The sequence below is a fragment of the Chryseobacterium sp. FP211-J200 genome (assembly GCF_001643375.1).
In the GTDB taxonomy this organism is placed as follows: domain Bacteria; phylum Bacteroidota; class Bacteroidia; order Flavobacteriales; family Weeksellaceae; genus Epilithonimonas; species Epilithonimonas ginsengisoli.
This window is the reverse complement of sequence record NZ_LSHB01000019.1, coordinates 1-14,509: the sequence shown is the minus strand read 5'-3', so window position 1 is coordinate 14,509 and position 14,509 is coordinate 1. Positions and strand designations below refer to the sequence as shown.

Below are 14,509 nucleotides of genomic sequence, written 5' to 3'. Positions count from 1 at the left end.
TCCCGAACTCAGGTTAATTAGGTTTTTCTGCGATATAGTCCGGCTTGTAGCTACGGAGCTTTTTTATTTTACTTATTTCATATTTTAAATCACTTTCTGCTATACATAATATACCGCCAAACTCAGCAACTGGTGTAGCTTTGTAAATTGTATCATAGAATCCGGATAGTGAAGGATAAAGGAATTCTAAAAAATGCTTGTTTTTGATGGCCTCCCTGATAAATTCATTTTTTTCATTTACAGACATCACATCTATATTATCTCGATCTATAATTTTAGAATTAATAACCGAGAACATTATTTCGTTTGGTTTTTTCCCAAGTGCAATTGCTTTATTCGCTGCATCCATAGCGTTGTCATATTGCTTAGCGCGATAAAAATCTGCAGTTAGCGCAAGATATTTATCTGCAGGATGCGCCTCAGACTGGACTTCTTTTTCTTCAACCCCATGTTTCGCCGAGATACTTTCGGTGTTTGAACGGATTTCATCCGACCCGGCTTGTTTTTTCTTTTTGAATAAGAAACTTAAAAAACACATTTACTTCAATATTTAATGTAATTACCTTAAATAAACTTCATTGCAGCCGTTACCAATATGGCAATTGTCATTAATACCGCTAAAATGGTAAAATTTGAATTTTGTTTTTTAAGTGCCAGGCTATGATTGTCTTTTAGTATCTTTAATTCTGCTAAAAAATTTCGTTCCTGTTCGGTTAACCTGTTTTCCATCGACTGCAGTTTTAGATCAACGCCTGAGAGCTTCTCCTGAAAAAGCATGGTTTGGTTTGAAATATTGAGTAGTGAAGAATTAACATTATTAATACCACCGAATATATCAGATAACCGTTTATCGTGTTTATTGAAATGCTCTTCAAGATTTATCTTTTGAAGACGTTCTACCTCAGATCGTAAACTTTCATGGACTCTTACTAAGTTAGCATTTGTCTCCTCAAACTGCTTTATCTTCTCAGCAATAGTATGGTCTATTTTATTTATAAAATCCGCATAAGATTGCTCAAACCTTAATCTTGCTGAGTCAAAAAGATTAATCTTCTGTTCAACATTGATATCAACTTTATTTAAAAAATCAGCATGTGATTCTTCCAATTTTAGCCTTGTTGTATCAAAAAGCCCAACTTTATCTTTAACATTTAGGGAAATAGTATTTAGAAATTCGGAATGTGATTCTTCAAACTCCGTTCTCGTCGTATTAAAAAGGTCAATTTTTTCAGTTACATTTATGTTAAGGGTACTGTAAAAATCTTCATTAGCATTTTCAAACCTTTTTCTAAAATCTATTTCATCAATTTGTGCAATCCTATTGTTAAGATCTATAATCTTTTCCTGAAAAAATATGATCTGCTCCTTTAAAAGTTCATAATTTTTAAAAATGAAATCATCAGATGTCTGACTTAACTTGATTCCCAATTTATCGAAATGTTCGGGCACCTGTCGGACCTCTTCCAGCGTGCTTTGAATATTTTGACGCAGGGTTGAAATTTTTTCAAGGTGGTCACGTAATGAGTTCACGTTTTCCAACGATGATTCTATGATTGCTGAAGTATTGTAATTGCTCATATTTTAATTTACTGTGTAATATTTTTCTAAAAGTTCGGAAACCTGCTTTAACTGAAGCGTCTGCAAGAGTTTATTTTTGATTAAGTCGATGTCTAAAAGCAATGCGTTTTTCTCGCTGACATTTGAGGTCAATTTCTCGAAATAAACTTTGAAAATTTTACTGATCAGCATATAATCATTACCGTGATAATCGAAATCATCGAAAAGTTTTGTAAATCCAACTTCAATCACTTTGTTTGCCTCATTTCTGTATGAAAGATTGTTTGTGGAATACATTGCAAAAGCATTCAATAATTTTAATAACCAGTCTCTGTTAAGTTCTTTTTCAACCAGTGAGAAAGTTATCTTTTTACAAGATCCTATAAGATGTTTATAGTTATTCTGCTCTGTGCCATTTTTAATTACATCATCACTCAAGTATTTTTTTAGAATTGTGAAAGGATCCATTGAGTTATTCTGATAGCTTCTGTGATCGTCTAAAAGTGAGCAGTCAATTCCTTTTTCAACATATCCGGGCTTTGAGTATTTTGCATTAAAGTAGAAGTACATTTCTTCCTTTAAATAAAGATTATTTTGGAAATCATTTTTTTCGGACAAGGCCATATTATCCATTATCCTTTTGATTTCATTGGTGGTTCTTCTTCTTTTGCCAGCAATTTCATACATGGCAAAGTCGATTAAATTGTATGCTATTTTTATGATATCATCAACCAGATCTGAATGATTAAAAGATATTGAAGTTTTCAGTTCGTTTATTGCTTTTTCTACAGAAACTTCAGATTGATATCTTCGTAAGAATTCTGAATATTTGGTCAGATAATAATCAATGCTGGAACTTTTATACAAAACACAGTGGTATTGTTTCTTAGTATAATCTTTAGTATAAGATTTGAGAAGGCCAATTGAATGCATTCTATATATCAATCTACCAGTTTCAGTTGTATTTCTCCGCGAGAAAAAGTATGCTTCAATTTCTTTTATAACAGATTCAGAAACTTTGTCTAGATTAATGTATTTATCAGCAACCATCTGAAACCAAAATTCTTCAATTCTATCACTAAACTGGATGATTTTTTGAATTTTTTCGTTTGCATTTGGAATTTTTAATTCCAGTAAATTACAAATATTATCGGCAGACCGCACATGCCTATAATTAGAAAAGGCCAGAACAAAATTGATTTCACCATTTTCTATCGCTGCAAGTTCATCTCTAAGACTTTGCTGAACATTTGGAGTCCGTGAAAATTCCAAAGTGTTAAAGAGATTTGTTACATGCGATTTTTCGTATTCAGGTCCTTTGTATGCAAGATTGTAAAAATAATCATGGATGTCTCTATCTTCTGACTTTTTAAAGATTAAACTATCAATATTTTTACTAATAATTTCTTTTAGATTCCTGATCATTCTATCAGTGAAGTGTCTAGTTACGCCATCTATTTCATAACTAAATTCACATGACCATAACTTATCCAAAAAATCTTCTTTAGTGATTGCTCTATCATCTGAGAAAGATAAGTTTTTCTTTATTACATACATTTGAAAGGAGTTAATGCCTTTATAGAATAAAGGTAATTTTAAGTAGTCAAATGCATAATAGTCATCGGGATTAACGAAAATAGTTGCTAACGAAGTTCGCTTATCCCTACCAGCTCTTCCGCATTCCTGCACTAAGCTTTCTAAAGATCCGGAATAGTTAATATGAAAAGTTGCACGAACATCATCTTTGTCAATTCCCATTCCGAAAGCTTTTGTGCAAACCATATGAGGTACCTTACCCGTTGTGAATTGTATGAAATTATCTTGAATTATTTTATCATCATTATCATTCAAGTTAAAATCATCTTCATCACCATCGCCCGAACCGTGATAGTAAGTAGCATTAATCGAATTTTCTACTAACTTAATGTGTGTATTACGCACTCCTTTCTTATTAGCGAATTCGCCCAATGTATTTTTTTTGACACCTTTTACCGCACAAAAAGTAATAGATGAGAAACGATCTATCGTTTCGTCAAATAGCATCGTGTCATTTGGATGAAAAATCAACTTTTGATCTGCATTGAGAATTATTTTGGAATCTTCCTTTTTACAAAAATCTTTAGGATCAAAGTTGGTAAAGTGATGTAATTGGGATTTCAGTAACTTTTCTTTATTGTTGAAATAGGCATAAGACTCCGGAAACTTATTCATTTCCTCCAGGAGAAATTCAGATCTATCGACAGTTTGTTTAACTTTCACAACACGGAAGAACAATTCAGGACGAATGGTGTTTTCAATCATGATTGTTGTCTGGGCTACGTCACTGCTTTTTATTTTAAGTTCTCTCTCAATGTCGGCCAAAACATCAAAGGACGCAGTAGCAGTAAGGCCTATCAAGCTGACTGGGACAGTATTTCCTGATGCATCTGAGTCGCGTGTATAGCAATATTTCTGAGCATTCTCACCCAACATCAAGTAATCGTAACGAAAGTCATGACCCCATTCTGAAAGACAATGCACCTCGTCTATAACACAATATCCTAAACTTTGGCCTGTACCCGTTGTGTAAATATGATGAACAATATTTCTGAAGTTTTCAATGACAAATCTTTCCGGTGATACAAAGATAATCTGCTTCGAGGCCAGTTTAAAATCGACAATATTTTTATTTTTTTCTGAATCAGTCTGAGAGGAATTTGCGTAGGTTATATTGTCAATCCAATTGTCGCGCAGGACCCGTACCTGATCTTCCATCAATGACTTAATAGGATCCACCACTACTGTAAGACAAGGCTGCATTAAAGCCGGAATCTGAAAGGTTAAGGATTTTCCTCCGCCCGTTGGTAAAAGACCTATAACAGGCAGTTTTTGTAATGCCCTGGAAATAATTGGCAGCTGACCTTCTCTAAAATCTTTTTTTCTGAAAATATTTCTTAAAAAATAAGTGATATTCGGATACAATGCAGCATCGTTCGTGTAAGAGGTATCTTCGTTCCGGAAAACCAAAGGATGATATCTGAGTGATTTTGCACAGTAAATCAATCTTAAGTTTTCTAAAGAATTATCAACATAATGACAACTCCGGACTGTATAAAAATTAGAATTCTCAGTATTTCTGAAGTTATATATGCCTTCCCGTAATAAAACAGAATTATCAATTACCAAATCGAAATCCTCAGCACTAAAATCTGACCAATTAATTTTTAAGTAACCACAATTTAATTCTTCACTCAACAGCCAGTCATCTTCCTGTAACAATTTTACCTCTAATTCGGGGAGATTTAATTTGCTTTCATTTTTTAAAAGGGGATTGATATGAGCAACAAACTCTTTGAAAATTTCGACAGCAATCGCAGCACCAGGAATATCTCTTTCAATAAAGCAGATTTTTAAGTGATCTTTTTCCAACAATTCAGGCCTCCGTATCAAAATTTCCAAAAGCGATTTCTGCATACGCGATACCGCAAGCGGAAGCAGTGACAGTGTATACTTAGAGAGATCGTGACGATGATCACGTTGATAATTTTTAATTAAAATTTCTAAAATATCTTCTTCAAGATATTCGGAGGGTGTCTTCGTCATTTGTGCAATCTCAAAATGTGAAAACCTGATTACGTTACCGTCTGCTTCTCTTATTTTATCGTCTCGCAGACTGTCATAAATAATTTGTTCTTTAAGCAAGTGGTGCGGACCATCTACCTCAAATACTATTGACTGGTATTCTGAATCCAGTTTGACTTCATTATAAACTTTGTAAGGTTTGGTAAAAGAAAAATCCAGTCGACGCTTTCCGCCAAATCTCCCAGATAAAGTTTTAAATTCTCTCTGGCATTGAAGAATTTGCTTAAAAACAGGGTGAGAATTCTGTAAAAACGTCCATTCTAAATTAGAGTCTAATTTACCGGAATAATATTCGCCGGAAATATTAAGCTCCGGCTTAATAAAATGTAATAGCTCGAAAAAATCCGTAAATGAAAGTTTATTATCAGCTAACAAAAAACGATCTTCGTATATCTTCTTTTCATCCCGCGCTGTCAAACCTATTTTTTCAAAAATTTCCTCTATTTTTAATGGTGCCCGTGTAGGCAATCCTCTGGAAAGTATATTGTTTTGAACTGCCAGCACAGGATTAATGTTGAGATAATCAATGACTTCACTTTCCTTAAAGTTTATACTAAAAGTGCTTGCAGTCTCTAAAAGGCCTTGCAAAGCATTTACTTTATTGTTATTTTTTTTGAAGTAAAAAAAAGTTTGTTTGGAATCTCCTCATTAATAATATCAGAAATTCCGTCTATAATGTAGCCTGCCTGAAAGTTCATCGATTGTGTAAATATAAAAAATGCAATTAAATGCGTTGATTTGCCTTTAAGTGTTAAATATAATAATTTTTGGATTATCTGAGTATTAAAAAAGGTGCTAAAAAAGCACCGTTTTTAATTATTAAATCTGTAAGGAATTTTTCCGACTGCCGAAGCGTCCTGTGGAACCTTTTCTTTTTCCCTTGCTCGCCGATCTACTTCGTCAACATCCAAAACATTAACAACATAAACATAACTCTTATTTCTTACGATTCGGATAAATCCATGCTTTTTCAAGGCTTTGCCTAATTTATTTACCGTACCGTCTGTCACATTTATATTAGCTACAGTAGCCAGCCGAACTGCAATTTGAGAAGCGTTAAGAAAGGCATTTGCAGTTTCCCGCGTAGCCGGTTCAAACCATGTAAGCAGCAATTCTTCTTCAGGGCTTTTAAGTTGGTACTGTTCGTTGTTCGCGTTGATATCTTTAATTTCTTCCTGGTTGAACCAATGGCGGAAGCCGTCTTTAAAAAGTTTTACTGCCTGGGCGTAGCACAGGTTAATATCCACGTTGTGTTGGTATTCTATGTTTTCCAGCTCGAAGCAGAGGAAACGGCGGGAGCCGGTGGTATCGTTTAGGAATTGGGCGGTGTTCACGCTGCCGGCAAAGCTGGCACGGCGTGGCATGTTTTCGTTGTTGTGGCCGTAGGCTTTCCGCATTCTGATATGGGTTTTGGTGATGAGTTCTTTGAGGGAGCCAATTTCTGTACGGTTCAAGTTTTCGATTTCATCCAGGTTGATGAGCATGCATTCTGCAAGGTGGATTAGGGTATCTTTGTTATTGGGGTTTACGGTACCGGAGAAGATATACTGTTTGAGTTCGCGAGGCATCAATTTTTCAATCCAGGTTGTTTTTCCGAGTCCCTGTTTGCCGGAAAAGACGATCACGGTCTGATTGATTTGCTTTTCGTCCAAGACACACGCAACCATCGCCACAAACCATTTCTTGAAACATTCTTTCCAGAGGTCAGGTTTTGTGGTGGTGATGGTTAAGGCGAGTTCTTCGATGTGGTCTTTATCGCCCGAATATTCCGGCAAATTTTCAAAATAGTCTTTGAAAGGACCGTACATTTCGCAGAAGTCCGAATGCAGAAGGTTCCGGAGGGAATTGATGCTGCAGCGAACTTTCGCTTTCTGAATTTCGCGAAGAATTGAGTTTTCTTTAAAGTCGGTGATGTATTTCCAAACTTTACCGTTAACTCTTATGTATTCTAATTTTCCCAGGACTTCGTTGTAGCGGAATTTATATCGGTTGTTAAGAAAATTTTCAAGCTTATCGATTTGGGCGGGTTCCTCTTCGTCGTCTAAAGTCATTGTCCCATCGTGGCTTGTTGTCACGGATGATTCGTCTGAATTTTTCTTTACGCTCGCAGATCGCGCAGATTTGACGGATTTTTTTTGTGGGGTGAAATTGTCGGTTGCGTACTCTGAGGTATTGGAATAAGCACTTTTTACAGCTGACATTACTTCTTGGGTGTTGTAGTCATAATCAGCCAGGATATAGCCTAATGCGAGAGATTCGGGAACTCCTTTTCTGTTCAGGTTGTTGGCTAAGGTGAAAACAAAGTAATTGCGGCTGCCTTCTACAAACTGATATTTCTTTTCGGTAAACTGGATGCAGTGGGTGTACAAAGCATCGTAATCCGCTGGCGGATTACTTTGATGCTTTGAGATTCCTTCGCTATGCTCGGAATGACAATTTTCTACTTTCGGATTATCAGTAAAGACTTCGGCGTTTTCGTTTAGGTAGAGATCCGAATCGTAGGAAAAGAAACAAAGCCGGGTGATGTCCTTGCCTGATTTATCTATTTCGAGCTGCAGTAGATTTTCAAAGTAAGTTTGTAGTTTTAAAAAGGTTTCTTTGTGGTCCGTTTTGTCGGTGGTCACTTTTACAAATACTTTTAGTCCGTTTCCTGATGGACTTGTGAATGCCGCAAATACAAATTCGTTTTTCTGCAGGTTTTCTTTAGATTCGGTAAGCTTTTCTTTGGTGATCTTGTCAATGTCGAGAACTACTAAAGCGTTGTAGTTGGTGAGGAATTCCATTTTCCTGCCGCCTTTGAATGTTGCTGAGGGTGTGAATGCTGGAAGGGCTTTTTTGGCGCGTTCTGCAGCTTCTTTCTTGTCCTCGGCCAGAGATTTCCGGAGATAGGTAATGGCGTTGCGGTAGGTTCCGGTTTTGATATCGTCAAGGATTTTCAGGATGTCTTTCTGTTCTACGACTTCGTTGAAGTTTTTAAATATGGTGGATTTCATTGGTTTAGATTTGAGATTGCGGTTCTTCGCTTCGCTCAGAATGACAGACCGAAAAAATTAAACGCAAAGTCCGCAAAGGTTTTCTTTACAGTCTTTGCGCATAATCACTTCGTCCGTAGAGGCGCTAACGCTTAGCAAAGTGCAGTGGAATATCCTGCTTTTACTTTTTGGAGAAAGCGGTGTTGCGGTAGTCCTGAATGAATTTTTCTACATCGGAAAGTTTGTAGTAGATTTTGTTGCCGACCTGGGAAAAGGTGATCTTTCCTTCGTCGCGCCATGACTGAGCTGTGCGTAGGGAGACATCAAGCATTTCCATGAACTGTTTGTTGTTCAGATAGGTTTCAGTCTTTGCAGAACGCGAAGCACTGATCTTCTCGGAAATGTCGTTGATTTTTGAGATTAACTCGTTGAACTGGTCTTTGGTAAGGATAATTGCTTCCATAATTTTATTGGGTTTAAGATTATGAAGCAAAATTGAAATAAAGAAAAAAGTCCGATTAGTCCGATTAGTCCGATTTAGTCCGATCGGACTAAATACTTTGTAACTAATTGGACTTTAGAATATTGTAAATTCAAACAAGTGTTTGAAAATCGGACTAAAATTTAATCATCTGATCGGAATTCGGATCTTTATCATTTCGTCCTGGAGAGAGAAAAGTCTGTAAGGTGTCTTTCGGCAAAGTGTTTCCGTTTTCATCAACGAAATTATCAGCAAGAAAATCAGCAATATCCTTAATTCTTTTCTGCAAGTATGGTTTGCCGTTTGGCTTAACCGAAGTCATCATCTGCTTAAAAGCATTGGTAATGATGTTGAGCGGGCCGTTCAATATTATTTTTTCACTATTCTTTTCGGCAATTATTTCAGTACAGCGTGAAGCTTCAATTTCAGCCCTAAGTTTTGCCAGCGTCTGAATTTTCCCGATCATCTTTTCGCACTCTGCATCAAATTCAGGGAGTTTTTGGTTTTTCATTATTATATCCTCGGTTTTGTAATCGTAAATTTCTGAGGTCAGGAAATAAATTTTTTCTTTATTATCGCCAAGAAGTTCCATATTTTCTCTGGTCTCCTTAAACGAGAAGTACCGATCTTCGCTTTCAGCATTGATGTATTTCTTTGCGGGCTTGGCTTTTACAGCTTTCGACTGCTCATCCAGAATTTTGTTTCTTTTTGTTTCAATGCTGACCATGAATTTTGTGTGGCGATGCTGGTTTCGAACGCCGTTAAAAAGATCATCATTAAGGGAAAGCAATTTCTCGAATTTGTTTAGCCACTGCACGGGATCTTTCACCAGCTGGCAGTGGTGGCAGATGAATTCAGGAATCTGGGAATGGGTGATGCCGAATGACCGGTTGATGAGTTGCTGGCAATATTCCTCCAGGGTCTGTTTTGGGACCTTTTCGATATCGTAGTCAGGATTAAAATCATCCGTAATTTTTACGGACGAAAATTGCACGAAGGGTGCAGTTTCTTTCAGCAGATACTTTTCCGACATAGCAGATTTGTGTTTTTAAATATAAAATACCGTAATGGGGAGGGGAAATTCTTTTCAGTTCATCGAGAAACAGAAATCAGGCAGCAGTTTTTAAGACTGGAGGCATTTTTCTGTTTTTTTCATCATCAAGCTAATTTATGAAATCGTGTGCAAAAAAAAGCACCTTCTTTTGAAAAGAAAGTGCAAAAGTTTTCAACAATTATGTTTAATAGATGTATTTGTCCACTGCATCGTCCAGTTCCTGCGAAATGATCTTTGCGTAGATCTGGGTAGTGCCGATATTGGTGTGATCCAGAAGCTTAGATACGTGCTCGATTCTCATCCCGTTGTTCAGTGCATTAGTGGCGAAGGTATGTCGAGCCAGGTGAAAGGAAAGCGAGAACGGTAATTTCATTTGCTTGCCAATTGCCCTCAGATGAAAGCCGCACAATGAGCTGCATCTTTTCAATTCCTCGTAAGCATACATTGTATTGGCAAAATGCGGGGAGAAGTAACAAGTTGAACTACACCACTTTTTTAGCCGCCAATATTTTCCAATTCCACATTTTTGTTTAACTTAGTTCCATTGAAAAAATATTAGCTACGATTGGTCTGAACTTGAACTTTCGTTCAAATTAAGCCCGCACTTCGCCAATACTTTTTCCGTTACCTGCAAGCCGATTTGAACAGCCGTCCCAATTGAAACTTCCGAAAAACAGAAAACCAACAAAAAGTATTTTTATTTTTTTTCCAACGCTCATTTTTAAACAACTTCCCACGCACATTTAGCACATTTGGTTTTCCCAATCGCGCAAGCCAACGCTACAAAACCAAAAGAGCTAAATTCCTTGACGCTCGTAAAAACAGCAAACAGAACACACAGACAGTTACATTTGAATTGCATAACTTTACAAAATGAAACGCAAAGAAACAATCAAAGAATTTTACACTCATCACGGACAAGAATATCCGAAAACAGGAAAATTCAACGTGTACCGCAGGGAAGAATTTGCGTGTGATTCTACATCTTTACCACCAAATCGCAGAGACTTTTATAAAATATCGCTGATATTGGACGGAGAAGGAATTATTTCATCAGCCGACAAATCCATTAAAATCAACGGTAACACCATTACGTTTATGAATCCGCTTATTCCCTATTCGTGGGAACCGACAATGGAAAACCAGACGGGTTATTTTTGTCTTTTTACAGAAGACTTTGTAAGCCAAAACCTGAAAGCCGAAAGCCTGTCGCAATCTCCATTGTTTAAAGTCGGGGGCAATCATATCTTCTTGCTGAGCGATGAAAGTGCAAAATTGTTGAGCGGGATTTTTGGAAATATGCTCCGTGAAATCCAATCGGATTATGCCAATAAATACGATTTATTGAGGAGTTATGTGCAAATTGTAATGCACGAAGCAACAAAAATGCAACCGCCCGAAGCGTTTTATCAACCCACAAATGCTTCCGAACGCATCAGCACGTTGTTTATGGAATTATTGGAAAGGCAATTCCCGATAGACTCGCCAAGCCAAATCATCAAACTCAAAAATGCCAACGAATTTGCCCTGCAACTCAACGTACATACCAACACGTTGAACAGAGCTTTGAAAGAAACCACAGGTAAAACTACAACGGAATGGATTGCTGAACGGATTATCAAAGAAGCAAAAGCATTATTACAGTTCAGTAATTGGGATATAGCCGAAATAGCCTACAGTTTAGGTTTTGAACACTCATCTAACTTTATAATTTTTTTCAAGAAGCAGATAAATGAAACGCCCAACCAATTCAGAAAAAGTTTAGTTTATATATCATAACCATTCGTTTGATTTGCATAATTTTCAGAAAGGTACATACGTGAATTTTGTAACGTAATACAAAATTCAAAGATTATGCAAGCAATACAATTAGAAAATTACGCCATAGCGCATCTGAAAATAGCCGAAGTGCCAACGCCCGAAGTTGGAGAAAACCAAGTATTGGTAAGAACCACAGCCGTTTCATTGCAATACCTTGACCTTATTGCGATAGAAAATACAGCAGGGTTAAATATCCCGCTTCCGTTCATTCCTGTTTCAGAGGGAGTTGGTATAATAGAAAAGGTAGGCAAAAACGTAATACGGTGGAAGAAAGGCGACCGTGTGCTTATTCCGTTCGTTACACGTTGGGAAGCAGGAACAAACACGCCTTACCACAATGCGTTAAGAACAGGTCTGCAAACTTCGGGAACACTCGCAGAATTTACAGTACAGCCCGAAAACACGCTTGTCCGTTCCCCTCAAAACCTTACCGATGAAGAAGCTACATCACTTTCGGTTGCAGGTTTGACCGCTTGGGCAATGCTCGTAACACAAGCCAATATCAAAGCAGGACAGACCATTTTGATACAGGGAAGCGGGGGCGTTTCGTTATCAGCCCTGCAAATCGCAAAGATTTCAGGATTGAAAGTAATTGCAACCACAGGAAGCAAAGAAAAGGAGCAAAAACTCAAAGATTTGGGAGCTGATGAAGTTATCAATTACAAAGAAATTCCCGAATGGAGTAATGAAGTTAAACGGTTGAACAACGGCACAGGTGTAGATATAACGTTAGACGTGGCAGGAAATCAAACTATTGAGCAAAGCATCCTTTCCGTTAAAGAACATGGTTTTGTGGGCTTGGTTGGCTTTATGTCGGGTAGCAAATTATCTTTTGATGTGTTTCCGCTCATTATGAACTACATCCGTCTGCAAGGTTATTCAGTAGGCAATGCACAGGAATTGGGCGATTTGGTAAACGCCATTGAGAAGAACAATCTTAAACCTGTTATAGACAGTATTTATAACATAGACCAAACACAGGAAGCATTTCAGAAACTGAAATCGGGTAAGGCTTTCGGAAAAGTAGTCATAAAATTTTAAAACAATCAGAGCAATGAAAGTAAGAAATATAATAACCGCAATATTCATCTGCATTGGTTTAAGCAGTTTTTCGCAACAAGTCATCAACGGCTTTGCAACGCCCGAAAGTGTTACGTCAGACGGCAAACGCTTTTTTGTTTCCAATCAGGGACAGGATTTCAGTAGTCGGGACAGTGACGGATTTATAAGCGAAATTTCAGCAGACGGCAAATTGATAAAATTGAAATTTGCACCCACGAAAGGCGTTCTTCACGCCCCAAAAGGTATGACTATTGAAAACGGTGTCTTATACGTGGCAGACCTTGAACGTATAGTAGGTTTTGACATAAAAACCCGAAAAACCGTTTTTGAACTCGCTATCCCACAGGCTTCGGTACTGAATGATATTTGCCGTTTGGAAAATGGCTTTATAGGTGTTACAGATACCTATTCAGGAAATATATATAAAGTAAACACCAAGACAAAATCCTTTGAGATTATCGGAAATATCCCGACCATAAATGGCATTTCGTTCAATAAAAGTACCAACCAAATTGCGGTTTGTACCAATGGGAAAACATTGGGCGAGGGTGCAGTCTATATCAAAACAGGCAACGAAGATTTTCGGCAACTGCCTAATATTTCCAACGGATTTTTTGACGGAATTGAATGGATTGACGACAACCGTTTGCTGATTTCGGATTGGGTAACATTTCCGACCAAAGGTTATGGTAAATTGTGGATTTATGATTTGGAAAATCAACAGGCTGAAATGCTCTTGACCAAAGAAAGCATTGCCGATATTTATTACGCCCGTTCCTTGCAAAAAATCTATATGCCCCAAATGCTGAAAAATAAAGTCATCATCACAGATAAAAAAGAATTGGAAATGAACCATAAACAACAATACAATAAACTTTATCAATACGGTGTGGCAGACGCTTTTGTGGGCGGATTGTACAAAGGAACATTACCGTTGAAAGAACTGAGATTCAAAGGCGATTTCGGATTAGGTGCACCCGATATGTTGGACGGCGAATTGACGATGCTTGACGGAAAAGTATATCAGACCAAAGCCACAGGCGAAACCGTTGAACCCGATGATGATTTTAAAACATCAATGTTGTTTACTACATTCTTTAGATCCGATAAGACAATTTCTATAGAAAATCCGATTGGCGAAAAAGCCCTTTGGGAACAGATAAGCAAAGAATTGAAAAATAGAAATGCAATGTATGCCATTAAAATAACAGGGACGTTCGACCATATAAAAACAAGAGCGTTTCCGCCTGTAAAAAATGAACCGTTTCCCATTATTAATTCAATTTTTGACACTCAAAAGTTCTTTGAATTTTCAAATACACAAGGCACATTAATCGGTTATCATCTTCCCGAATATCTGAACGGCATCAACAGTAAAGGTTTTCATTTTCACTTCCTTTCAACTGATAAAACACAAGGTGGACACGTATTGGATTTTGACGGAAAGAATTTTAAAATAGAAATAGCCGAACTGAACAGTTTTGAATTAGAAGTTCCTACGGACAAAGGTTTCCAGAATTTCAAGTTTGATACCAAAGACAACGAGGCACTAAAACGTGTAGAGCAGGGAAAATGATTTTGTACAACAAATATAGGCAAGCACATTACGCATTTTGGCAACCGCACAAAGCCAATAAAAAATGCTTAAAGAGCTTGCCTTTTCCATTGAAAAAAGTTGTTTTAAAATTTTGCCAACGCTCGAAAAAATAAAAATACAGACAGTGGACGAAAGACGGCCAGCAGGCAATAGCTAAGTTTTCGTTGCGTGCGAAGCACGAACAATGAAAACCCTGTTGAACGGAAGCTTCGGGAGCTTTTTTCAACATTATGGGTTTACCGACGAAGGATTTTAAAGATATACAGGAGACTTTCAGAAAGGTCTCTTTTTTTGTTGGTGAATTTGGTGGTTTTTCCAGGTTTTATCGTGTTTTCCTTTACTTT

Annotated in this window: 11 protein-coding genes; 3 read left to right on the top strand and 8 right to left on the bottom strand. The window is 37.2% G+C overall.

The window, feature by feature from the left end; translation table 11 throughout:
• Positions 1-13: 13 nt before the first annotated feature.
• The 8 genes from AXA65_RS06950 to AXA65_RS20375 all read right to left on the bottom strand — a co-directional run bounded on the left by AXA65_RS06950 (position 14) and on the right by AXA65_RS20375 (position 10,404).
• On the bottom strand, positions 14-538 hold the full coding sequence (locus AXA65_RS06950) for a hypothetical protein (protein WP_063969400.1): 525 nt from the start codon (positions 536-538) through the stop codon (positions 14-16).
• Positions 539-564: 26 nt separating this feature from the next.
• A complete protein-coding gene (locus tag AXA65_RS06945) occupies positions 565-1,578 on the bottom strand; it encodes a hypothetical protein (protein ID WP_063969399.1) in 1,014 nt (337 codons plus the stop codon).
• 3 nt (positions 1,579-1,581) lie between these two features.
• On the bottom strand, positions 1,582-5,766 hold the full coding sequence (locus AXA65_RS20530) for a DEAD/DEAH box helicase (protein ID WP_063969398.1): 4,185 nt from the start codon (positions 5,764-5,766) through the stop codon (positions 1,582-1,584).
• A gap of 224 nt (positions 5,767-5,990) precedes the next feature.
• The gene (locus AXA65_RS06935) at positions 5,991-8,171 is read right to left on the bottom strand and encodes a VapE domain-containing protein (RefSeq protein WP_063969397.1); all 2,181 of its coding nucleotides are present in this window, start codon (positions 8,169-8,171) and stop codon (positions 5,991-5,993) included.
• Between the two features lie 160 nt (positions 8,172-8,331).
• Entirely contained in the window at positions 8,332-8,613 is a 282-nt protein-coding gene (locus tag AXA65_RS06930; RefSeq protein WP_063969396.1) for a helix-turn-helix domain-containing protein, read from the bottom strand.
• A 154-nt stretch (positions 8,614-8,767) separates the two neighbouring features.
• The gene (locus tag AXA65_RS06925; protein ID WP_063969395.1) at positions 8,768-9,664 is read right to left on the bottom strand and encodes a hypothetical protein; all 897 of its coding nucleotides are present in this window, start codon (positions 9,662-9,664) and stop codon (positions 8,768-8,770) included.
• Between the two features lie 205 nt (positions 9,665-9,869).
• Positions 9,870-10,130, bottom strand: coding sequence for a tyrosine-type recombinase/integrase (locus tag AXA65_RS06920; protein ID WP_063969394.1), 261 nt, complete (start codon positions 10,128-10,130; stop codon positions 9,870-9,872).
• Positions 10,131-10,278: 148 nt separating this feature from the next.
• On the bottom strand, positions 10,279-10,404 hold the full coding sequence (locus AXA65_RS20375; protein WP_256333847.1) for a hypothetical protein: 126 nt from the start codon (positions 10,402-10,404) through the stop codon (positions 10,279-10,281).
• Between the two features lie 154 nt (positions 10,405-10,558).
• On the opposite strand from AXA65_RS20375, the gene AXA65_RS06915 reads away from it, so the two are divergent.
• The 3 genes from AXA65_RS06915 (at position 10,559) to budA (ending at position 14,144) form a co-directional block, all read left to right on the top strand.
• Complete coding sequence (locus tag AXA65_RS06915; RefSeq protein WP_063969393.1) at positions 10,559-11,464, top strand: helix-turn-helix domain-containing protein; 906 nt, start codon at positions 10,559-10,561, stop codon at positions 11,462-11,464.
• 75 nt (positions 11,465-11,539) lie between these two features.
• Positions 11,540-12,547: a zinc-dependent alcohol dehydrogenase family protein gene (locus tag AXA65_RS06910; protein WP_063969392.1), complete on the top strand. Its 1,008-nt coding sequence runs from the start codon at positions 11,540-11,542 to the stop codon at positions 12,545-12,547.
• Between the two features lie 13 nt (positions 12,548-12,560).
• Positions 12,561-14,144: an acetolactate decarboxylase gene (gene budA, locus AXA65_RS20115; protein ID WP_228391635.1), complete on the top strand. Its 1,584-nt coding sequence runs from the start codon at positions 12,561-12,563 to the stop codon at positions 14,142-14,144.
• Positions 14,145-14,509: the final 365 nt, after the last annotated feature.

Coding starts and splice junctions, on each gene's coding strand:
- budA (WP_228391635.1), top strand. CDS start 12,561: ATGAAAGTAAGAAATATAATAACCGCAATATTCATCTGCATTGGTTTA.
- AXA65_RS06920 (WP_063969394.1), bottom strand. CDS start 10,130: ATGTATGCTTACGAGGAATTGAAAAGATGCAGCTCATTGTGCGGCTTT.
- AXA65_RS06925 (WP_063969395.1), bottom strand. CDS start 9,664: ATGTCGGAAAAGTATCTGCTGAAAGAAACTGCACCCTTCGTGCAATTT.
- AXA65_RS20375 (WP_256333847.1), bottom strand. CDS start 10,404: ATGAGCGTTGGAAAAAAAATAAAAATACTTTTTGTTGGTTTTCTGTTT.
- AXA65_RS06930 (WP_063969396.1), bottom strand. CDS start 8,613: ATGGAAGCAATTATCCTTACCAAAGACCAGTTCAACGAGTTAATCTCA.
- AXA65_RS06950 (WP_063969400.1), bottom strand. CDS start 538: ATGTGTTTTTTAAGTTTCTTATTCAAAAAGAAAAAACAAGCCGGGTCG.
- AXA65_RS06910 (WP_063969392.1), top strand. CDS start 11,540: ATGCAAGCAATACAATTAGAAAATTACGCCATAGCGCATCTGAAAATA.
- AXA65_RS06935 (WP_063969397.1), bottom strand. CDS start 8,171: ATGAAATCCACCATATTTAAAAACTTCAACGAAGTCGTAGAACAGAAA.
- AXA65_RS06945 (WP_063969399.1), bottom strand. CDS start 1,578: ATGAGCAATTACAATACTTCAGCAATCATAGAATCATCGTTGGAAAAC.
- AXA65_RS06915 (WP_063969393.1), top strand. CDS start 10,559: ATGAAACGCAAAGAAACAATCAAAGAATTTTACACTCATCACGGACAA.